Here is a 20,759-nt window from a genome sequence, read left to right on the forward strand (position 1 = left end):
TGCCGTGCTGGGTTGGTGTCAGTGACGAATGACGCCGACGCTCAAGCCTTCAATTTCCAGATGCTCATGAGACAGATCAACTTTGATAGGTTCAAAGTCGCTGTTTTCCGGGTGGAGCCAGACAATGTTTTTCTTGCGCTCAAAACGTTTGACTGTCACTTCTTCTCCCAGGCGGGCAACAACAATCTGGCCATTATGAATGTCTGTGGTCTTGTGCACGGCCAGCAGATCACCATCCATAATGCCAATATCTTTCATGCTCATGCCTTTTACTCTGAGCAGATAATCAGCCTTTGGGTGGAAGAAATCGGGGGAGAGGGTGCAGTGGTTTTCGATATGTTCCTGAGCAAGGATGGGTGAACCTGCGGCAACTTGTCCGACGATTGGAAGGCCGGATTCCGCAGGTTGTTCCTGCGACTCATTGGCAGCGTCAGCTGGAATGCGAATGCCGCGGGATGTTCCGGGAATAATTTCAATAGCGCCTTTGCGGGCAAGGGCTTTTAAATGATCTTCTGCCGCATTGGCAGACCGGAAACCCAATTGACGGGCAATTTCCGCACGGGTGGGAGGAAAGCCTGTTTCATCAATGTGACTCTTGATGACATCCAGAATCTCGGATTGTCTTTTGGTCAACTTGATCATAATTTTATCAATCTGTGTTTTTATACAGTACCTGTGATTATATACAGCTTTTTTGTTTCTGCAACAAACCGTGTATGAAATTAGGCAGGAATAAACGGGTTGTGCTTGACAGGAACGGTGTTTGAATAAAACATGTGTTTAAAACATTTGTTTTGTTCGAGTGGGGTTTCAACCAATGGCACAAGCAGACACAGTAGAACGGATTCTGGATGCAGCAGAGTCTCTGTTTGCCGAAAAGGGGTTTTCAGAAACATCTCTTCGAACCATCACGAGTCGTGCAAAAGTGAATCTGGCAGCAGTGAACTACCACTTTGGCTCGAAAAACGTACTTATTCAAGCTGTCTTCACCCGTTTTCTTGATCCATTTGCTGAAGGGTTGGGGAAACGCCTGGATCAAATTGAGAGTGCAGGTGAGGAGCCCGGTCTGGAAGAGCTTATCAGTATGCTCTTTACCGAGGTTCTGCGGGTAAAACCCAGAGGGCAGAATGACCTGAAAGTCTTTATGAGGCTGCTGGCTTTAGCCTATGCTCAGGCACAGGGGCATTTGCGCAAACATCTTCAGGCTATTTACGGTCACGTGTTTACCCGTTATTTCCGCCTGCTGGTTAAGGTTGCACCAGACCTGCCAGAAAATGAACTGTACTGGCGTATTAACTTTATGATGGGTTCTGTTATTTTCACCATGTCGGACTTCGACACCCTCAATGCCATCAGTGAAGCTGAAAATGGTACAACAGCCACTATTGAAGATACCCTGAAGCGTTTAGCTCCATTCCTGGTATCCGGGATGCGTGCTCCGCAACCCGCTGAACTGGAGAAGTAAATGTCGATCACAGTCGATATTGGCAAACAACTACTGACTTTCAAAACGGATGAAGTTGTTCGGCAATGGTCTGTGTCTACCGGTCGAAATGGGGCAGGGCAGTTAAGTGGCAGTCTGCAAACTCCTTTGGGCAAGCATTATATCCGGGCAAGAATTGGTGATGATCTGCCTTCGCATGCGGTTCTGAAAGGGCGTCGTTTTACCGGAGAAATATGGACCCCCGAACTTCACAGCGAACAGCCGGGCAGGGACTGGGTGCTGGGTCGGATTCTCTGGCTTTGCGGCAAAGAACCCGGATTTAATCGTCTGGGTGATGTCGATACCCAGCGCCGGTATATCTATATCCATGGAACACCTGATTCCGAGCCGATGGGAGTTCCTCTTTCCCACGGCTGCATTCGCATGAATTGTGATGATCTTCTTGAGCTGTATCCATTGACCTGCCCCGGGATGATTGTCAACATCCACCAGTAGAATGCGATAAACCTGAACTCCTATCCAATGTCTGTGCAGAGGTCTTACATGTCTGATTGTCTTGAAGGGATGCTGGTATTTGATCTGGAAGGTCAAAAGCTGACGGACAGGGAAAGACATCTTTTAACTCACCCCGCCATAGTTGGGGTTATCCTCTTTGCCCGAAACTTTCAACGCAGGAATCAAATTATTGATCTTATTGAAGAAATACGTTCGATAAATTCAGACATTCTGGTAATGACAGACCAGGAAGGCGGTAGGGTTCAGCGTTTTCGTACTGATGGGTTTACCCAGGTTCCTGCGATGGGAGTGATCGGTAAACAATGGAGAAAAGATTCTGACCAGGCTATCTCTCTTGCCCATGAAACAGGATGGCTGTTGGCCAGTGAGCTTCGTGCTTCTGGAATAGATCTTGGCCTCTCTCCTGTGTTGGACCTTGATCGAGGCATCAGCCGGGTCATTGGTGATCGTGGTTTTTCTGCAGATCCTGAGATTGTTTCCAAGCTGGCGGCTGCTTTTATCTCTGGGCTGCATGAAGCAGGAATGGCTGCTGTAGGCAAACATTTCCCTGGCCATGGTGGGATCGGTGTTGATTCTCATATTGCACTTCCCGTTGATTGCCGATCATTTGCTGAGATTGAAGAAGATCTTTTGCCTTACCGTAAGTTGGTTCCAAAAGGGCTGGATGCAGTGATGCCAGCACATGTGTGCTTTTCCACTGTTGATGATCAGGCTGCAGGTTTTTCTGAATACTGGTTGCAGAAAGTTTTGCGCGAAGATATTAACTTTGAAGGTGCGGTGTTCAGTGATTGTTTGAACATGGCCGGAGCCAGTGTTGCCGGAGATATTGTCCAGCGATCAGAGAAAGCATTGCTGGCAGGATGCGATGCGATACTACTGTGTAATAACCCTGAAAGTGTTGATCAGGTAATCTCAGCTCTAGAGCAGGGCAGGATTCAGCTGCCAGAAAATCCTCAAAGGAAAAAACGGCTTGAGAGGATGAGAGGTGCTTCCTCTATCTCCTGGCAGGAGCTGGAATCCAGCACCCGCAGAACCGAAATTATTAATAGTTTGCAAGCTTTAAAGTTGTGATAAGTGGCGGTTTTGCTTACTTTTCCTAAGGCAATAAATTAAGAGACTGTGATAAGCAGCATGACAAGTTTATTCGAAACCGTTCAGGCATGGTTTGCAGCTCAGGGCAGCTGGGTGTTTCAGGTGTTTCTTGTTCTGTTGCTAACGGCAGCGGCGCACTTAGTCGCGCGCATTGCGATTGGGCGGTTGGCGCGAGGCCTTAAGAAAACCTCTAACGTTTGGGATGATGCACTGCTTCATGCCACCAGAAAACCCGCTATCGCCCTTGTATGGGTAGTTGGGCTTATGTGGGCTGCGGATATCGCCCGTCAGGAGTCTCAGGTATCCATTCTCAAAGGTCTTGGTGCTCTCTACGATCTTGCTATTGTTGTTATTGTTTCCTGGGCTGCGATTCGCTTTATTCGTGAAGTAGAAGCCAAATATGTTGGCTCGACTGATCCTGCGAAGGTAGATGAAACCACGGCAATGGCCATCAGCAAGCTGTTGCGTGCGGTGGTGATTATTACCTCGGCTCTGGTTGTTCTTCAGACTATGGGGTATAGCATTTCCGGGATCCTGGCTTTTGGTGGTATCGGTGGTATCGCTATAGGTTTTGCGGCCAAGGATCTGTTGGCTAACTTTTTTGGTGGCATGATGATCTATCTGGATCGCCCCTTTAAAGTGGGAGACTGGATTCGCTCCCCGGACAAAAACATTGAAGGCACGGTTGAGTATATCGGTTGGCGGCAGACCCGCATCCGCACTTTTGATAAGCGTCCCCTTTATGTACCCAATGCCACGTTCAGCAATATCTCCGTAGAAAACCCTTCCCGTATGGAGAATCGGCGGATTAAGGAAACGATTGGTCTGCGCTACAGTGATGCCCGTGCTATGCCAGCTGTGCTTGAAGAGGTACGCAGCTATCTTGAGAGCCATGAAGAGATTGATACCAGCAAGATTCTTATGGTGCATTTCAATAGTTTTGGACCTTCTTCGCTGGATTTCTTTATCTACTGCTTTACCAAAACCTGTGACTGGGCACGCTTCCATCAGGTCAAAGAGCAGGTGATGATTGATATTCTCGATATTATTCATCGTCATAATGCTGATGTAGCCTTCCCAACACGAACCCTGGATATCTCAACGGCCAATCTGGCTGGTACTATTCCGTCTCAGAGTTCAATGGCCAACAGTGCTGTCCAGTAAATCACGCTCTGTTTAGCGTTAAATACCCCATGAGCCGCCATAAAATTGGCGGCTATTCATAAAGCAATCTTCTAGTCATTGGTTTCCTGCGCTCTTATGCTGTGGTGACGCCTGCCTGACACCCCCGCACTGCTATAACTTCAACATTACTCAGTCAGAAAAGTCGGTTGTACATGGATGTACTGATTGTTGAAGATGCCCGAGATCAACGGAAATTATTGTCTGCCGTTATACGCCGCCTTGGTCATACTGTTCATCAGGCGGAAGATGGTGTTGAAGCCTTATCAGTTCTTACTGAACGCAAAGAAATCAGCATAGTGATCAGTGACTGGATGATGCCCAATATGGATGGTATCAGTCTGTGTGAGGCTATTCGCGACGGCCGTTTTCAGCGTTACATCTATTTTATTCTCCTCACAGGAAAAACCGATCGTGATGCCACGGTTAAAGGCCTTTCGGTGGGGGCGGATGATTTTCTCCGTAAACCAGTGGATTACCAGGAGCTTGAGGCACGGCTAAAGTCTGGTGCACGAGTGATTTCTCTTGAACAGAGCCTAGAACAGAAGAATGAGCAGCTCGGGAAAACCCTGGCTTCGGTGAAAAGTGACCTTGAGTCTGCAGCTAAAACCCAAGAAAGCCTTCTGGCACCTCCGGCAGTAATCCAGGGAGTAGGGTTCGACTGGCACTTCCAGCCCAGCCAGATTCTTGGTGGCGATATGTTTGGTTACCATGCGCTTGATGATGAGCATGTGATGTTTTATCAGCTGGATGTTGCCGGGCATGGTATTCCATCTGCATTGTTCTCTTTTACCCTGAATAACCTGCTGATGGATATGGATGCACATACCACCATGCTGCGGGAGCAAATCTCCAATCCTCCTTATTACAAAGTACGTACATCGGAAGATGTTGTTGCCAGTCTGAATCAGCGTTTCCAGACAACCGCGGAAACCATGCTTTACTTCACCATGATTTATGGCGTTATCCATACACCGACTGGCAAGGTGAGGATGACTCATGCCGGTCATCCGGAAACTCTCTGGCTAAGACCTGTTGATGGTGAGTTGCATCCGATAAAAGACACTGGTTTGCCGGTGGGAATGATGCCTGGAATGAGTTGGAATTTTTCTGAGCTGACCCTGAAGAAGGGGGATCGGCTGTTTATGTATTCCGATGGTATTACCGAATGCGAGAACCCGGCAGGAGAGCAGTATGGCGATCAGCGCCTGCGTGATGCACTCCACAGTGGTCGACAGATGCCGATGAAAGAGATGATAGACAAAGTCTGGTCAGAACTCAGCGAATGGCGGGACTGTAAAACGTTTGATGATGATGTGACATATCTTGTGCTGGAGTACCAGGGAGGTTAGCACTATGGGGTTCAGTAATCGCCAGGAGGCAGATAAAACCGTTGTGGAAGTGGATGAGTCGCGGCTTGATGCCAGCCTCGCTACGCCGTTTCGGGATTATATTTTTGACTTGATCGGACAAGGGCAAAAAAATCTGATTGTTGATTTGTCCAAAGTGGACTTTATGGACAGTAGCGGCTTGGGTGCGATCGTTGCCGCACTCAAGCAGGTTGGCGGAGATGGCGCTATTCAACTGGCTGGCCCGCAAAAGTCTGTCCATGACCTGTTTGATCTGACCTGTATGGATAAAATTTTTAAGATACATGGCTCGGTCGATGATGCACTTTCTAATAGCACCAAGCACTGATAAAGGAGGCCGGGGTGACAACATCTACAGATAAGCAGCCCCGGAAGGGCAATTCACCAAAGGCTGATGCCAAAGGGCAATGTCTTTCCCTCAGCATCAATAGCCAGATGGAAGACACAGTGCTGGTTGCTATGGCAATCCGGGGCGTGTGTGCCATGACCGGGCTTTCAGCGGAAGATATTAACCGTATTGAGCTGTGTGTGGTTGAAGTTGTTAATAACGCCATTGAGCATGCTTACGATGGCTGCAGCGGTAGTCGGGTGAATGTCGATGTGTTTGTTGAGCCGGGCAACGCTCTTGAAATCGTTGTAAAGGATCAGGGTAAGGCAATGCCTGAGTTGGGCGATGTACAGGGCGTGCAGGTTCCCGATCCCACTGATCCGGATACCTGGGCGGTATCCGGAAGAGGCTTGCCAATTGTCGATCAGTTAATGGATGCGATTCGCTACGAGTCAAGTGATGGCTGTAATGCTTTTCACATGGTCAGGCAGCTTAGTTAACTGTTGCGGCTGAAGGTGCTGTTTCTTCACTCCCAGAAAGTTCTTCGATTTCCGCTGTAATCACTTCCTCTGGCTCCGGCTTTTCCCATGGCGTGACTCTTATCAATAAACCTGCCTGTGGGCTGTCTATGTAAATTAACTTGCCAGGTGTCAGCCGCTTGCTGGCTTTCAAAGGCATACTTGCTGAATAGTCCAGAATGTTATCGGACCAGAGTGGTTGTCGAGGTTTAAGTTCGATCTTTTCTTGAACAGGGCCAGGTAAAACTTTGTTTGCCAGACTGGGTTTCTGGATTGGGGTAATCAAGAACGGTGCTCCGGCAAGAATCTGCTCCATTGGACGCACCGGATTCAATTCATTAACCCATAGTTCAGTATTCGCATGAAGAAAGCGTTTCAGGGAGAGTTGCAATACACCTTCAATCTCTCGACTGTTTCCAGACTGCTGGCCTGCTGAGATATAAATGGAGACAGGTTCACCTTCCTTAATCAGAGGCATGCGCCAGCTGCTTTGCCACAGTGGCCGGTAGTCTCTGGAGCGACGCAGTATTCCTGCAGCTTTACCCAGTTGAGACTGAGCTTTGGGCAAGAGTACAAAAGCATCCTGGTTTAAATCAGGCTTCCTGTCAGTAACAGGTTCAACTGGGGCTGCTGGTGTTATAGGTAAATTATCTGGTTGTAGAGCAGGTGCTGCAGCTGGAGTGGGCTGACCCAGATAGTCTGCGGGAACAGCCAGTGTTGCATCATCTTCAGTCAAACCTGTAACAACAGGTTCTGGGGCTGGCAACTCTGGAGGTGTTGGCTGCGGAAGAAAAGCGGCCGGAATCGTAAGCTGCTTTTCAGTGTAAAGAACAACGCTGTTCAACGGCAGGTTATGGGGTGCCGCAGGTGGAAGTTTTTCCTGATCCTGCTGGCTTTTCTGGCGAAACACAAGCACATCAAACTGATACCAGGATGGTTTTTCTTGTACTTCAGCTTCGATCGCGTCCGCCTCTTCTTGAGCCTGTAGCAACGGAGATAGTGCCGCTACAAGCCCGCAAAGCAGCCATGATTTCCTGAATTTATTACTCTTCAATGAAGTTACACCTTGCATCAGGCCAGTCTGTCCAGAAGATTCTGAGTGATCTTGAAGCGCTCCTCAACCTTTTCCGACCCTTCAAGCAATCTTAAGGTGGAAGAACCTTCCAGCCTCCACAGGTGAGACTGTTGCTGAACCAGTAAAACAATTTTCATCGGGTCAATATTGGGGGCAGAGTTGAAATCAACCCGTCCGCCGCGAGCACCTATATCAATACGCTCAATGCCAAAGGCCTCGGCACGATGGCGCAGGCTGGTTTGACGGAACAGTTGTTTAACGGGCTCTGGCAGCAGACCAAACCGGTCAATCAATTCTATTTGCAAATCTCTCAAGGCATCTTCGTTAGGTGCAGAGGCTATACGCTTGTACATAACCAGTCGGGTATGGACATCCGGCATATAGTCATCCGGAATCAGTGCCGGTGCTCTCAGATTGATCTCTGTGCCGTGGGCAAGAGGGCGATCAATATCCGGTGTTTTACCAGATTTGATGGATTCAACAGCCCGCTCCAGCATTTCCATAAACAGGGTAAAGCCAACGCTCTGAATCTGGCCGGATTGTCCTTCCCCCAACAGCTCGCCAGCACCACGGATTTCCAGATCGTGGGTTGCCAGAGTAAATCCGGCCCCAAGATCATGAGCCTGCTCAATAGCTTCCAGCCTCTTTTGAGCATCTTTGGTAATGCTTCTTGGTGAAGGTGTCAGCAGATAGGCATAGGCCTGGTGGTGGGATCGGCCAACCCGTCCACGCAGCTGATGAAGTTGTGCCAGGCCAAATTTATCAGCACGATCAATAATAATGGTGTTGGCGCTGGGGATATCGATACCAGTTTCAATGATGGTGGTACACACCAGAACATTGTGGCGTTTGTGATAAAAATCCTGCATTACCGATTCCAGCTCCCGTTCACGCATCTGGCCATGGCCAATACCGATTCGGGCTTCCGGAATCATCTCTGCTAAGTCGTTAGCTACCTTTTCAATGGTTTTCACTTCATTGTGCAGGTAGTACACCTGCCCGCCACGCATCAATTCACGTAGAACTGCTTCTTTGATCAGCAGTTCATCAGACTGGCGAACGAATGTTTTCACCGACAACCGCTGAGCGGGTGGGGTGGCGATAATCGAAAGATCCCGGATGCCAGACATGGACATATTCAGGGTTCGGGGAATCGGCGTGGCTGTCAGGGTCAGAATATCCACTTCGGAACGCAGGGATTTCAGGCGATCCTTATGGCGCACACCAAAGCGGTGTTCTTCATCGATAATCAACAGGCCAAGGTTTTTGAAATGAATATCTGGCTGCAACAGTTTGTGGGTACCGATAATAATATCGATCTGCCCCGTTGCCAGTTTGTCTTTCATTTCAGTAATTTGCTTGGCCGACTTGAAGCGGGAAATAACCTCAGTTGTCACCGGCCAGTCGGCAAAACGATCACGGAAGCTTTCATAATGCTGCTGGGCAAGTAGTGTCGTAGGCACAAGAATGGCAACCTGTTTGCCACTGTGCACAGCCAGGAAAGCTGCTCGCATAGCGACTTCGGTTTTACCAAAGCCAACATCACCACATACCAGACGATCCATCGGCTGTGGTGCGGTCATATCCGCAATTACAGAGTTAATAGCTGTTTGCTGATCCGGTGTAGCTTCAAAGGGAAAGGTTGCGCAGAAAGTGTCGTAGTCGGATTCTGGAGAGCTGAAAGCAAAACCTGCACGGGCTTCACGGCGAGCATAAATATCCAGCAATTCAGCTGCGCTATCCCGGGCCTTTTCTGCTGCCTTGCGGCGGGCTTTGGTCCATTGTTCGCTGCCCAGTCGGCTCATGGGAGCCAGCTCATCATCTGTGCCTGTGTAGCGGGCAATCAGGTGTAATGAGGCAACCGGCACATAAAGCTTGGCTTCGTCAGCGTATTCCAGCTGCAGAAACTCTTGAGTTTGACCATCGACTTCAAGAGTCATTAAGCCTTTATACCGGCCAATACCATGATCAATGTGAACAACCGGAGCGCCTTCCCGTAGTTCACTGAGGTTGCGAACAAGCTGGTCGGTTTGGTCTGCCGAACCTTTACGCAGGCGGCGCTGCATCACCTGTCCGCCCAGCAGCTGGCTTTCACTGATCAGGGCAATGTCTGGGTCAACAAACCACAGTGGGTTATCCAGTGGTGCGGTGGTAATGGCGATGGGGGCTGAACCTTGAACAAAGCTCTGCCAGTTATCGACCTGCTCAGGTTTAATGCCTGCCTTGGCGAGAAGGTCCAGCAGGTTTTCTCGGCGGCCGGCCGATTCGGCAGTAAACAGCACCCGACTGTTGCCTTCCAAAAAATTCAGAAGATTTTGCAACGGCTGCTCTTTGCGTGGCTCTGCTGACAGTTCTGGAACAGGGCGGACAGCGATATTCTCTTTCCCTGCCTTCTGCGGTTGAGTCTCTTCAGTCAGGATTATGCGCGGGTATTCCAGCAGATGGCCAAACAGCTCATTCTCGTTCAGGAAAACTTTTGTCGGAGCGAGCAGGGGGCGTTCCGGGTTTACTCTGTGGTTCTCATAGCGACCGTCGGCTTCAGCAATAAACTGCTGGACGGCATTCTGGATATTGTCATCCGTCACCACTAGGGTTTTTCTGGGTAGATGATCAAACAGCGACTCGGTTTGCTCAAAGAAAAGATCAAGAAAATACTCAATGCCTGGAGAGGGGATGCCTTCACCCATATCGGTATACATCGGGCAGGCGCGATAATCGACATCAAAAGCATCACGGTAAGCGGCACGAAACTGGTCCTGTGCGCTTTTGTTCAGAGGGAATTCGTGGGCCGGCAACAGCTGAATGCTATTGATATCTTCCAGAGAACGCTGGGTTTCAGGATCAAAGGTTTTCAGTGTATCGACTTCATCATCAAACAGGTCAATGCGGTAAGGCTGCTCGCTGCCCATTGGAAATATATCGAGAATTGAACCTCTTAAAGCGTATTCCCCATGGGTGAGCACGGTATCAACGTGGTTGTAGCCAGCCGCTTCAAGATCGAGACGGTACTGCTCCCGGTTAAAAATATCCCCTTTGCCGATCATCAGACTGTTGCCCTGCAGCCATTGGCGTGGTGGAAGCCGGTGGAGCAGGGTAGTGACAGGTACGATCAGCACCGACTGTTCGACGGCTGGCAGGCGGAAAAGTGTTTTCAGCCGTCTGGAAATAATATCCCTGTGAGGGGAGAACGTATCGTAAGGCAGGGTTTCCCAGTCAGGGAAGTGCAGAAGTTCAATATCTTTGCCATGACCTTCAGTGTCCAGAAAGAACCCTAACTCCCTCTGCAGGCGATCAGCATTTTCAGTATTTGAAGTGATGATCAGGGTTAGTCCCTGATTCTGGCGAGTAATGTCGGAGATTGCACAGGCACCGGCAGCGCCGATAGCCTGACCCCAGTAACGCCTGTCCGCTGGTCGTTCTGGTAACGCGAAGTCAGTCAGGGTCATGAACTTCCTGTTTTCTGGTCATGAGGTGAAAGGCTGGAATTCTAAGGTGTGTCGGAGGATTACTCCAGCTTAACGACTAAGGGGCTCTGTTAAGAATGGGGCGGTAGTATAAAAGCAAACATAAATCCAACAAAAACAAACACCAATGAACGTTTTGGCTTGCGGAATACCGAACCGATCTGGATAATGGCCGCACACAAAACCGGTGGGGTTAGTGCAGGTTTCATGGACGTCATGGAGATAAAAACTGCCGCCACCGGGATAACGAAAGAGTGAAGCAGCAAACCAAAGGCAGGTGAACCCGTCGTGACTTCCGATACCACCAGAGAAACCCGTAATGAATGGATCGAGCGTGAAGCTCTGACCGAAGCCATGATTCCCATGGTTGGTCAGCTTTATCGCGAAAATCATGTGGTGACTTCGGTTTATGGTCGCCCACTGATCAATCGTTCCGTGATTGACATTATTAAAGCCCATCGATTTGTTCGGCAGATGGAAGGAAGTGAACTTGCTATCCGCGATACCCATGCCGTTTTGGAACAGCTTGTCGGGCTGAACCTGGCAGGTTGCCGTATTGATATCGGTAAGCTGGCCATGAAGTTCCGTCGTCAGGACAAAATTGCCGAGCTGGATGATTTCCTGAAAGAAGAGCTGAAGGAAGTGATTGGCGGTCGCTCTGAAGAGCGTGGGGAAGGGCAGGATGTTGTTCTGTATGGTTTTGGTCGAATCGGTCGTTTGATGGCCCGCCTGCTGATTGAACGTTCCGGCGGTGGTGAAGGTTTGAACCTGCGCGCTATCGTTGTCCGCAAAGGTGGTGCTGCCAATGATCTGCAAAAGCGTGCCAGCCTGTTGCGCCGTGACTCTGTACACGGTTCCTTTAAGGGAACCCTGACCATTGATGAAGAGAACAACTGCATCGTTGCCAACGGCGTACGTATTCAGGTGATCTACGCTTCTTCTCCAGACAGTGTTGATTACACCGCCTATGGAATTAAAAACGCCATTATTGTTGATAACACCGGTATGTGGCGTGATGAAGAAGGTCTGGGTCTGCACCTGAAATCTCCAGGCGCTTCCCGTGTTCTGCTGACTGCACCAGGCAAGGGTGATATCAAGAACATTGTTTATGGTGTGAACAGCGATATGGTCAGCACCGATGACCGTATCCTTTCTGCAGCGTCCTGCACCACCAATGCCATTACTCCTGTGTTGAAAGCGTTGATGGATAAGTACGGCATTGAAAATGGTCATGTGGAAACGGTTCACGCTTATACCAACGACCAGAACCTGATTGATAACTACCACAAAGGCAGCCGTCGAGGTCGTAGTGCTGCACTGAACATGGTTATCACTGAAACTGGCGCGGCCAAGGCGGTAGCCAAAGCTCTGCCAGAATTGAAAGGTAAGCTGACCGGTAATGCTATTCGGGTACCAACTCCAAATGTTTCCATGGCAATTCTGAATCTGAATCTGAAAACAGAAACAGATGTTGAATCATTGAATGACTACCTGCGCTGGAGCTCCCTCCATTCTAACCTGCAAAAGCAGATTGATTATGTGAACTCTGCGGAAGTTGTTTCCAGTGACTTTGTTGGCTCCCGCTACACCGGCATTGTGGATGGCGAAGCCACCATTGTTGATGGCAAACGCGCTGTCCTCTATGTCTGGTACGACAATGAATTCGGTTACAGCTGTCAGGTTAACCGCATCATCCATGAGATGGCAGGTGTCAGCTCAAGAGTCTTCCCCAGGGGATAATTCTGTATCCTGAAATAAGTTGTTATTTGACGCTGACCCTTCCGGGTCAGCGTCATCTTCCCGTGTTGATAACTCTTCAGCTTCGGTATTACTTTCAACCTCTCTTATCAAATCTGTAAACTCTTGGTTGAGAGCTTCCAGCTCAACAGCTGCAGGTACTTGTGGTGCCGATTCATCAGCTCGACTGACACCCAGAAGGGTGCTCATCCACTCCGTCAAGGTTGCTGTAATTGAGCGGCGGTTACCTTCAATGGCTTCAGCCTGACTACTGAAATTATGCTGAGACTCAACGTTCTGTTCTCCGTGGTAAAGAGACTGGAATGGAGAATATCTTGCGTAAGTTCTGGATAGGGCATGGATAACGCCACTTCGCTCCCAGTCAGGTCTCATAACGCCCTTCATAAAGGTCAGGTAGCCAACCCATTCCGCAAGTTCGGTGGTAATTGATGAAAAGCCTCTTGCCATTTGTTTTTTGGTTGGGAATTCATTCCAGTACATATAAGTGGTTAATGCCAGCGCTGTTGTTGCACCCATTAAACCACCCCAATAAGGCTGATTTCTGGTGGTGATTTTCCCTTCCAGCAGGAAGTAATCCCGTGTTCCATAGAGCGCGTATTGATTGAATAGTAAGGTAATTCCGCTTAAGAAACGTGATCCCCAGTCTTCAGTCAAGCAAACGGAAAGAATAATGGGCATCATGAAATTGGGATTAAGCAGCTGAGCGGCAGAGGTGGAGCCCGGCTTTATATTTAACGCATACAGGAACATGGCCCCCATTGTCGTCCAAATCAGGGGGCGTTTGTTTTTTACATAATGTAGGGTGAACAGACCGTCCATGAGTACCGGCCAGTATTTGCCCTGTTGCCAGTTTCTATAGGTGCCGGCAAACATGCCGGCAGCATAACTGTTAAAGGATGTATGTCTGCTGAGAATGCCAGCTGAAATCTGGGCGGAGAGTCCCAGCATGGCCGCATAACTGCTTGATGCCAGCGCCATGGTCTTATTATTTTTCGCCAGACTGTAATAGGCAAGGTTGCCGACAATTGGGGCAATAAGCAAAGCATTAAGGAAAGGCTTTGCTTGTGGGAACTGGTTCAAAATGTGCTGAGTCATGGTGATGATCTGAAGAATGATCACACCTTCCTGACCCGTGTCGAGTGAATGGTTGGAGAACTCCACAAGCGGAGTGTAAATGTAAGAGTGATAGTAATAGAGAGTGATAGCGAGCTTTGCCAGGAAGGCTGTACTTTCTGGTGATAAATCGTCGTTGTTTAACTCGTTAGCCATATTGGCCGCCGCTGTTAAGGGCGACTGAGTCAGTTCATCAATTAAATGAAGCTGCAGCAGTTTTCTCTGGGCTGGCGTTAATTGTGTAGAGAGGAACTCGTGAAACACCCTCTGTACATGCTGCATTTCCAGTTCCGCATAAGTGGCTGTTAGTGGATTAAGCTTCAGGCGCCCTTGCAGGGTTTGATCCATTGACTGGTTGTAAATGAATCTGGGGCCATCTTCTGTTTCGATAATTTGGTATCCCATCGATTCATGAAGAGAAACGTTGGCAGGGTTTTCTTCATACCTTAACGGCAGGCTTTCTTCCATTTCCTCCTGCTCTATTTCCCTGTTTTGCTCATCGGGGATGGATTGCTCAGTTGTTATAGCAGAAGATTCTTTGTCAACTGGTTGTTCTATAGGTGTTATACCTACCTCAATTGGTGATCCAGAGATTTCCGCTGAGGTGTTGATCGCGCACAGGCAAAGAGTGATTGTGGCTGTCGTACATGCCAGCCATTTGGATCGTCCGAACCATTCTTTCGCGCAAGGTTGGAATTTTGCTGTCATTTATTTTGTTGAATCCTGTCATTGCAGCTCTAAACCCTTAATTCCATATGGAATATTGACGCTACGGTCATTATAATCGCCGCTGGAATACATGGGGGGGTGAAACTTGGTGTTGGGATACTTGGTTTATCCGTATATCTGTCACCCTTTCACTGAACACCGTTCCCAGACTTCTGCCGAAACTCCCACGAGAACTTGGTAGACCGAGGCGGGCGGAAAAATAGAACAACAGTTCAGTGTTTGCCAGTTATCACCAGTTTTTGTGAAACTCCTGCATATACCAGGTTGGGTATTACGTATGATCAAAATTAAACAGGGCCTGGATTTGCCGATTTCCGGGTCGCCGCAGCAGGTTATCGAGGACGGTGTGCAGACTCGCTCTGTCGCTGTTATCGGTCCTGACTATGTTGGCATGAAGCCAACAATGGCGGTGTCAGTTGGAGATCGGGTCCGGGTTGGAGACCTGTTATTTACCGACAAGAAGACAGAGGGTGTCAGATACACAGCGCCTGCGAGTGGTGTGGTTTCTGCCGTGAACCGTGGTGAGAAGCGTGTTCTTCAGTCCGTGGTAATAGATGTTGAAGGCGATGACGCCGTGACCTTCAGCAGCTTTACTGTCGATCAACTCGGTTCTCTCGAACGCAAGCAGGTTGCCGACCAGCTGGTAGAATCAGGGCTGTGGACGGCATTCCGTACCCGGCCATTCAGCAAAGTTCCCGTACCAGGTTCTGCCCCCCGCGCTATTTTCGTAACCGCTATGGATACCAACCCACTGGCGGTTGACCCCGTGTTGGTGATCTCTGAGCAGAAAGAGGCCTTCGAAAACGGTCTGACTGTTCTTAAGCAACTGACTGATGGTGCTGTCTATCTTTGTAAGGCTCCAGGAGCAGATATCCCTGCAGGTCCTGCTAAGGTAGAAGAGTTTGCTGGCCCTCACCCGGCAGGTCTTGCAGGCACACATATCCACTTCCTTGAGCCAGCTGGTGCTGAACGAATTGTATGGAGTGTTGGTTATCAGGACGTGATCGCTATCGGTAAACTCTTTACTACCGGTCAGATTGATTCCGCTCGCGTTGTATCTATCGCCGGCCCTCAGGTTGAAAAGCCTCGTATTGTTCGTACCCGTCTGGGTGCAAACCTCGATGAGATGATTGCCGGTGGCTTGAAGAGTGGTGAGAACCGTGTTGTATCCGGTTCTATTCTTGGTGGTCGCACAGCTCATGGCGCTTTTGCTTATCTGGGACGCTATCACAACCAGATTTCTGTTCTGGAAGAAGGCCGTGACCGTCCACTTCTTCATTACTTCAGCCCAGGCGTAAACCGTCATTCGGTAATGCCTATTTATCTCTCCGGGCTCATGAAGAAGCTGTTCCCATTCACCACCTCCACCAACGGCAGTGAACGTGCCATGGTACCGGTAGGTTCCTATGAAAAGATCATGCCTCTGGATATTCTGCCCACTCAGCTGCTGCGCAGCCTGATTGTTGGTGATATCGAAGTGGCCGGTCAGCTGGGAGCGCTGGAGCTGGATGAAGAAGATCTGGCGCTGTGCACCTATGTGTGTCCAGGTAAATATGAGTATGGTCCTATTCTCCGGGAGAATCTGACCCGAATTGAGCAAGAGGGATAACCCACGTGCTGAGAAAACTTTTAGACAGCCTGGCCCCTCATTTTGAGAAGGGCGGCAAATATGAAAAGTTCTACCCTCTCTATGAGGCAGTAGACACCGGGCTTTACAGTCCGCCGAATGTGACTCATACCAGCTCCCATGTTCGTGACGGTATTGACCTTAAGCGGATCATGATTACCGTTTGGGCCTGTGCTTTCCCAGCCATGTTCTTCGGTATGTGGAACGTTGGTTACCAGGCGAATATGGCTATTGCCAGTGGTCTGGCTGCGCCTACTGACTGGCACAGCTGGTTCTTTATTGGCCATGACCCTTCCAATATTCTCCACAACCTGGTCTATGGTGCGGCTTATTTCCTGCCAGTTTATGCTGTAACCTTTGCGGTGGGTGGCTTCTGGGAAGTCCTGTTTGCCACTATTCGTAAACACGAGATCAACGAAGGCTTCTTTGTTACTTCTATTCTATTTGCCCTGATTGTTCCACCTTCTGTCCCTCTGTGGCAGGTGGCTCTGGGTATCACCTTTGGTGTGGTGATTGGTAAAGAAGTATTCGGTGGTACCGGCAAGAACTTCCTGAACCCGGCTCTGACTGGCCGTGCATTCCTGTTCTTCGCTTACCCTGCACAGCTTTCTGGCGATGCTGTCTGGACTGCTGTTGATGGCTTCTCCGGCGCAACAGCTCTGAGTCTGGCTGCACAGGGTGGTGTTGAAGCCGTTATGGCAAATGGTATTACCTGGTTCGATGCCTTCTACGGCTCCATTCAAGGTTCTATTGGTGAAACATCCACTCTGGCTATCCTGCTGGGTGGTGTAGTTATGATCGCCATGGGTATTGCTTCCTGGCGTATTGTTGCCGGTACCATTCTTGGTATGGTTGCCATGACCCTGGTCTTCAATGCCATCGGTTCTGACACCAACCCACTGTTCAGCCTGCCTTGGTACTGGCACTTTGTTCTGGGTGGTTTCGCCTTCGGTCTGATCTTTATGACGACCGATCCGGTATCCGCTTCCATGACCCATACCGGTCGCTGGTTCTTCGGTATCCTGATTGGTGTGATGGTGACGCTGATTCGTGTGATTAACCCTGCGTATCCAGAAGGTATGATGCTTGCCATTCTGTTTGCAAACCTGTTTGCACCATTGATTGACCACTTTGTCATCCAGGCCAATATCAAGCGTCGGGAGGCCCGTCTCAATGGCTAATAACGATACGATTAAAAAGACACTGATTGTTACGGTTGGCCTGTCTCTGGTCTGTTCCGTACTGGTGTCTGCTGCTGCCGTGTTCCTCAAGCCTCGTCAGGAAGAGAATGCACTGCTGGATATTCAGCAGAATATTCTGGCGATTTCCGGTCTGGTTAAGGACCCCAAGGCTCTGAGCCGTGCGGAAGTTGCTGACAAGTTCAAAGAAGTCACTCCCAAGCTGGTTAACATGGAAACCGGCAAATTTGATACTTCCGGCGTTAATCCTGTTACTTATGATCAGCGTACTGCAGCCAAAACTCCCGGTGAGTTCCGAGCTTTAACTGCAGCTGAAGATGTTGCCCAGATCAAGCGTCAGGCAAACCTGGCCAAGATTTATGAAGTGCAGGAAAACGGCAAGCTTAAGACAGTCGTTCTTCCTATTCATGGTTATGGTTTGTGGTCCACTCTCTATGGCTATATTGCCCTGGATTCAGATCTGACTACTGTTGTTGGCTTCGGTTTTTATGAGCATGCAGAAACTCCCGGACTTGGTGGTGAGGTAGATAACCCCAAGTGGAAGGCCAGCTGGATTGGCAAAGAAGTGTTTGACGGCAATGGCAAGCTTGATATCGCCGTGCTGAAAGGCGCTGTTAACCCTGCATCTCCAAAGGCTGACCATGAAGTTGATGGTCTTTCCGGTGCTACCCTGACCACCCGTGGCGTCGACAATCTGGTGAAGTTCTGGCTGGGTAAAGACGGCTTTGGTCCTTTCCTCGATAACCTGAAGAAAGGAGAGGCTTGATATGAGTGTTATTAATACCAAAGAGATCCTGATCTCTCCAATCTTCAACAACAACCCGATTGCTCTGCAAATCCTGGGTATCTGTTCTGCTCTGGCGGTAACCACCGGCATGCAGACAGCGTTGGTGATGACCATTGCGGTAACCTTCGTAACGGCATTCTCCAACCTGTTTGTATCTGTCATCCGTAACCATATTCCGGGCAGCATCCGGATTATCGTACAGATGACCATTATTGCCTCTCTGGTAATCGTGGTAGATCAGGTGCTCAAGGCTTACGCCTATGAGACCAGCAAGCAGCTCTCGGTATTTGTTGGTCTGATTATTACCAACTGTATCGTTATGGGCCGTGCTGAAGCCTACGCCATGAAGAACCCACCGATGGCATCTTTCATAGATGGTGTTGGTAACGGTCTGGGTTACGGCGTAATCCTGCTGGTTGTTGCCTTCTTCCGTGAACTGTTGGGTGCCGGCAAACTGTTTGGTGTGGTTGTTTTGGAAACTGTGAATAACGGTGGCTGGTACAACCCTAATGGCCTGATGCTTCTGGCTCCCAGTGCCTTTTTCCTGATTGGCCTGTTTATCTGGGCTCTACGTACCTGGAAAACTGACCAGGTTGAATCCGAGGAATTAAAAATGGCTCCTCACACCATAGCGAAGGAGGCTCACTGATATGGAACATTATCTGAGCCTGTTCGTTAAGGCTGTCTTTGTAGAAAACATGGCCCTGGCTTTCTTCTTGGGCATGTGTACTTTCCTGGCGGTATCCAAAAAGATCCAGACTGCTTTTGGTCTGGGTGTTGCGGTTATCTTCGTACTGCTGCTGACAGTTCCTCTGAACCAGCTGATCTATGTGCATATCCTTAAGGAAGGTGCACTGATCGAAGGTGTTGACCTGACCTTCCTCGGTTACATCACCTACATCGGTGTTATTGCCGCGAGCGTACAGATTCTGGAAATGATTCTGGATAAATATGTACCAGCACTTTACAACGCTCTGGGGGTATTTCTGCCTCTGATCACTGTAAACTGCGCAATTCTCGGTGCTTCCCTGTTCATGGTGCAGCGTGACTACACCTTTGGTGACAGTGTTGTATACGGCGCAGGTGCTGGTGTTGGCTGGATGCTCGCAATCGTGGCACTGGCTGGTATTCGTGAAAAGCTTAAGTACAGCGACGTGCCTCCGGGCCTGCGCGGGCTGGGCATTACCTTTATCACAGTTGGACTGATGTCTCTTGGCTTCATGTCCTTCTCTGGTGTCCAGCTGTAAGGGGAGAGCAGAAATATGGGAAGTGAACAGATCATAATGTTGGGCGTTGCCCTCTTTACCGTGATCGTACTCGCTCTGGTACTGGTTATACTGGCAGCCCGCTCCAAGCTGGTTAGCACAGGCGATGTCATCATTGGCATCAATGATGACCCAGAGAAGAGTGTTACGGTTCCGGCTGGCGGCAAACTGCTCCAGACTCTTGCAGGAAACGGCGTATTCCTGCCATCTGCCTGTGGTGGCGGTGGTACCTGTGCCCAGTGTAAGTGTAAGGTTCTTGATGGTGGTGGCTCTCCATTGCCTACTGAAGAACCACACTTTACCCGTGGTGAGCTGCGTGAAGGCTGGCGTTTGTCCTGCCAGGTTGCTGTTAAACAGGACATGCAGGTAGAAGTTGAAGAAGAACTGTTTGGCGTGAAGAAGTGGGAATGTGAAGTTGTTTCTAACAACAACGTTGCCACTTTCATCAAGGAACTGGTTCTGAAACTGCCAGAAGGCGAAGATGTTAACTTCCGTGCCGGTGGTTACGTTCAGCTGGAAACTCCGGTTCACGAAGTCGATTACAAAGACTTCGATATTGACGAAGAGTACCGTGGCGACTGGGACAAGTTTAATCTGTGGCAGTACAAGTCCAAGGTGACTGAGCCGGTTATCCGTGCTTACTCCATGGCTAACTACCCAGAAGAGAAAGGCATCCTGAAGTTCAACATCCGGATTGCTTCTCCACCTCCGGGTATGGATGTACCTCCTGGTCAGATGTCATCATTTGTATTCAGCCTTAAGCCTGGCGACAAGATTGGCGTTTACGGTCCTTTTGGTGAGTTCTTTGCTAAAGATACTGATGCTGAGATGGTCTTTGTCGGTGGTGGTGCTGGTATGGCTCCTATGCGTTCCCACATCTTCGACCAGCTTAAGCGTTTGAGCTCCAAGCGTAAGATTTCCTTCTGGTATGGCGCGCGCTCCCTGCGTGAAGCCTTCTATTCCGAAGAATACGACAAGTTGGCTGAAGAGAACCCGAACTTCGAATGGCATCTGGCTCTGTCTGATCCACAGCCTGAAGATAACTGGGAAGGCAAGACCGGCTTTATCCATAATGTTCTTCTGGAGAACTACCTCAAGGATCACGCCGCTCCTGAAGACTGCGAGTTCTACATGTGTGGACCACCCATGATGAACGCGGCAGTTATCAAGATGCTGGAAGATCTGGGCGTAGAAAAAGAGAATATCCTGCTTGATGACTTTGGCGGCTAATTCGCTTTAGTAAACAGGTATTCAGAAAGGGTCGGCTTTGCCGACCCTTTTTTATGGACGAC

The 20,759-nt window shown here is 49.4% G+C and carries 18 protein-coding genes; 14 read left to right on the plus strand and 4 right to left on the minus strand.

Annotated elements, in window-relative coordinates; genetic code table 11:
* Positions 1 to 18: 18 nt before the first annotated feature.
* The gene (gene lexA / locus ACY2RR_RS10040) at positions 19 to 642 is read right to left on the minus strand and encodes a transcriptional repressor LexA (RefSeq protein ID WP_490108010.1); all 624 of its coding nucleotides are present in this window, start codon (positions 640 to 642) and stop codon (positions 19 to 21) included.
* A gap of 175 nt (positions 643 to 817) precedes the next feature.
* Between lexA and ACY2RR_RS10045 the strand changes: the two genes are divergently transcribed.
* The 7 genes from ACY2RR_RS10045 (at position 818) to ACY2RR_RS10075 (ending at position 6,432) form a co-directional block, all read left to right on the plus strand.
* The gene (locus tag ACY2RR_RS10045) at positions 818 to 1,465 is read left to right on the plus strand and encodes a TetR/AcrR family transcriptional regulator (protein ID WP_490108011.1); all 648 of its coding nucleotides are present in this window, start codon (positions 818 to 820) and stop codon (positions 1,463 to 1,465) included.
* A complete protein-coding gene (locus ACY2RR_RS10050) occupies positions 1,466 to 1,939 on the plus strand; it encodes a L,D-transpeptidase family protein (RefSeq protein WP_490108012.1) in 474 nt (157 codons plus the stop codon). It abuts the gene before it with no gap.
* Between the two features lie 48 nt (positions 1,940 to 1,987).
* Complete coding sequence (gene nagZ / locus ACY2RR_RS10055; RefSeq protein WP_490108013.1) at positions 1,988 to 3,031, plus strand: beta-N-acetylhexosaminidase; 1,044 nt, start codon at positions 1,988 to 1,990, stop codon at positions 3,029 to 3,031.
* Between the two features lie 60 nt (positions 3,032 to 3,091).
* Positions 3,092 to 4,216, plus strand: coding sequence for a mechanosensitive ion channel family protein (locus tag ACY2RR_RS10060; protein ID WP_490108014.1), 1,125 nt, complete (start codon positions 3,092 to 3,094; stop codon positions 4,214 to 4,216).
* 173 nt (positions 4,217 to 4,389) lie between these two features.
* Positions 4,390 to 5,586 (plus strand): PP2C family protein-serine/threonine phosphatase, encoded by a 1,197-nt coding sequence (locus tag ACY2RR_RS10065; protein WP_490108015.1) that lies wholly within the window; start codon positions 4,390 to 4,392, stop codon positions 5,584 to 5,586.
* A 4-nt stretch (positions 5,587 to 5,590) separates the two neighbouring features.
* Entirely contained in the window at positions 5,591 to 5,932 is a 342-nt protein-coding gene (locus ACY2RR_RS10070) for an STAS domain-containing protein (RefSeq protein WP_490108016.1), read from the plus strand.
* A gap of 14 nt (positions 5,933 to 5,946) precedes the next feature.
* Positions 5,947 to 6,432 (plus strand): ATP-binding protein, encoded by a 486-nt coding sequence (locus ACY2RR_RS10075; RefSeq protein ID WP_490108017.1) that lies wholly within the window; start codon positions 5,947 to 5,949, stop codon positions 6,430 to 6,432.
* Here ACY2RR_RS10075 and ACY2RR_RS10080 read toward each other — a convergent pair.
* Together ACY2RR_RS10080 and mfd are read right to left on the minus strand one after the other, a co-directional pair.
* Positions 6,425 to 7,504, minus strand: coding sequence for a CsiV family protein (locus ACY2RR_RS10080; protein WP_490108018.1), 1,080 nt, complete (start codon positions 7,502 to 7,504; stop codon positions 6,425 to 6,427). The two genes, ACY2RR_RS10075 and ACY2RR_RS10080, sit on opposite strands and share 8 nt — an antisense overlap.
* A gap of 17 nt (positions 7,505 to 7,521) precedes the next feature.
* Positions 7,522 to 10,971 (minus strand): transcription-repair coupling factor, encoded by a 3,450-nt coding sequence (gene mfd / locus ACY2RR_RS10085; protein WP_490108019.1) that lies wholly within the window; start codon positions 10,969 to 10,971, stop codon positions 7,522 to 7,524.
* Between the two features lie 306 nt (positions 10,972 to 11,277).
* On the opposite strand from mfd, the gene ACY2RR_RS10090 reads away from it, so the two are divergent.
* Entirely contained in the window at positions 11,278 to 12,729 is a 1,452-nt protein-coding gene (locus ACY2RR_RS10090; RefSeq protein ID WP_490108020.1) for a glyceraldehyde-3-phosphate dehydrogenase, read from the plus strand.
* Here ACY2RR_RS10090 and ACY2RR_RS10095 read toward each other — a convergent pair.
* A complete protein-coding gene (locus tag ACY2RR_RS10095; protein WP_490108021.1) occupies positions 12,706 to 14,568 on the minus strand; it encodes a hypothetical protein in 1,863 nt (620 codons plus the stop codon). The genes ACY2RR_RS10090 and ACY2RR_RS10095 overlap by 24 nt on opposite strands.
* Before the next feature lie 298 nt (positions 14,569 to 14,866).
* On the opposite strand from ACY2RR_RS10095, the gene ACY2RR_RS10100 reads away from it, so the two are divergent.
* From ACY2RR_RS10100 to nqrF, 6 genes are read left to right on the plus strand one after another with little or no spacing between them, the layout of a single operon-like run.
* The gene (locus tag ACY2RR_RS10100; RefSeq protein ID WP_490108022.1) at positions 14,867 to 16,198 is read left to right on the plus strand and encodes a Na(+)-translocating NADH-quinone reductase subunit A; all 1,332 of its coding nucleotides are present in this window, start codon (positions 14,867 to 14,869) and stop codon (positions 16,196 to 16,198) included.
* A gap of 5 nt (positions 16,199 to 16,203) precedes the next feature.
* Positions 16,204 to 17,397 (plus strand): NADH:ubiquinone reductase (Na(+)-transporting) subunit B, encoded by a 1,194-nt coding sequence (locus ACY2RR_RS10105; RefSeq protein WP_490108023.1) that lies wholly within the window; start codon positions 16,204 to 16,206, stop codon positions 17,395 to 17,397.
* Positions 17,390 to 18,181: a Na(+)-translocating NADH-quinone reductase subunit C gene (locus tag ACY2RR_RS10110; RefSeq protein WP_490108024.1), complete on the plus strand. Its 792-nt coding sequence runs from the start codon at positions 17,390 to 17,392 to the stop codon at positions 18,179 to 18,181. Before ACY2RR_RS10105 ends, ACY2RR_RS10110 begins: the two co-directional genes overlap by 8 nt.
* Before the next feature lies 1 nt (position 18,182).
* Positions 18,183 to 18,851 carry an NADH:ubiquinone reductase (Na(+)-transporting) subunit D gene (locus tag ACY2RR_RS10115; protein ID WP_490108025.1) on the plus strand — a complete coding sequence of 223 codons (669 nt, stop codon included), beginning with the start codon at positions 18,183 to 18,185 and terminating at the stop codon, positions 18,849 to 18,851.
* A gap of 1 nt (position 18,852) precedes the next feature.
* Positions 18,853 to 19,449: an NADH:ubiquinone reductase (Na(+)-transporting) subunit E gene (nqrE, locus tag ACY2RR_RS10120; protein ID WP_490108026.1), complete on the plus strand. Its 597-nt coding sequence runs from the start codon at positions 18,853 to 18,855 to the stop codon at positions 19,447 to 19,449.
* A gap of 15 nt (positions 19,450 to 19,464) precedes the next feature.
* Positions 19,465 to 20,697: an NADH:ubiquinone reductase (Na(+)-transporting) subunit F gene (nqrF, locus tag ACY2RR_RS10125; protein ID WP_490108027.1), complete on the plus strand. Its 1,233-nt coding sequence runs from the start codon at positions 19,465 to 19,467 to the stop codon at positions 20,695 to 20,697.
* The last annotated feature ends 62 nt before the right edge of the window (positions 20,698 to 20,759 follow it).

Source organism: Parendozoicomonas sp. 2304DJ65-17 (assembly GCF_058148445.1).

Excerpts from the sequence above, each read along its gene's own strand:
- ACY2RR_RS10070 (WP_490108016.1), top strand. The coding sequence starts at position 5,591 with ATGGGGTTCAGTAATCGCCAGGAGGCAGATAAAACCGTTGTGGAAGTG.
- nqrE (WP_490108026.1), top strand. The coding sequence starts at position 18,853 with ATGGAACATTATCTGAGCCTGTTCGTTAAGGCTGTCTTTGTAGAAAAC.
- lexA (WP_490108010.1), bottom strand. The coding sequence starts at position 642 with ATGATCAAGTTGACCAAAAGACAATCCGAGATTCTGGATGTCATCAAG.
- ACY2RR_RS10045 (WP_490108011.1), top strand. The coding sequence starts at position 818 with ATGGCACAAGCAGACACAGTAGAACGGATTCTGGATGCAGCAGAGTCT.
- ACY2RR_RS10100 (WP_490108022.1), top strand. The coding sequence starts at position 14,867 with ATGATCAAAATTAAACAGGGCCTGGATTTGCCGATTTCCGGGTCGCCG.
- ACY2RR_RS10115 (WP_490108025.1), top strand. The coding sequence starts at position 18,183 with ATGAGTGTTATTAATACCAAAGAGATCCTGATCTCTCCAATCTTCAAC.
- ACY2RR_RS10110 (WP_490108024.1), top strand. The coding sequence starts at position 17,390 with ATGGCTAATAACGATACGATTAAAAAGACACTGATTGTTACGGTTGGC.
- mfd (WP_490108019.1), bottom strand. The coding sequence starts at position 10,971 with ATGACCCTGACTGACTTCGCGTTACCAGAACGACCAGCGGACAGGCGT.
- ACY2RR_RS10060 (WP_490108014.1), top strand. The coding sequence starts at position 3,092 with ATGACAAGTTTATTCGAAACCGTTCAGGCATGGTTTGCAGCTCAGGGC.
- nagZ (WP_490108013.1), top strand. The coding sequence starts at position 1,988 with ATGTCTGATTGTCTTGAAGGGATGCTGGTATTTGATCTGGAAGGTCAA.
- nqrF (WP_490108027.1), top strand. The coding sequence starts at position 19,465 with ATGGGAAGTGAACAGATCATAATGTTGGGCGTTGCCCTCTTTACCGTG.
- ACY2RR_RS10050 (WP_490108012.1), top strand. The coding sequence starts at position 1,466 with ATGTCGATCACAGTCGATATTGGCAAACAACTACTGACTTTCAAAACG.
- ACY2RR_RS10065 (WP_490108015.1), top strand. The coding sequence starts at position 4,390 with ATGGATGTACTGATTGTTGAAGATGCCCGAGATCAACGGAAATTATTG.
- ACY2RR_RS10095 (WP_490108021.1), bottom strand. The coding sequence starts at position 14,568 with ATGACAGCAAAATTCCAACCTTGCGCGAAAGAATGGTTCGGACGATCC.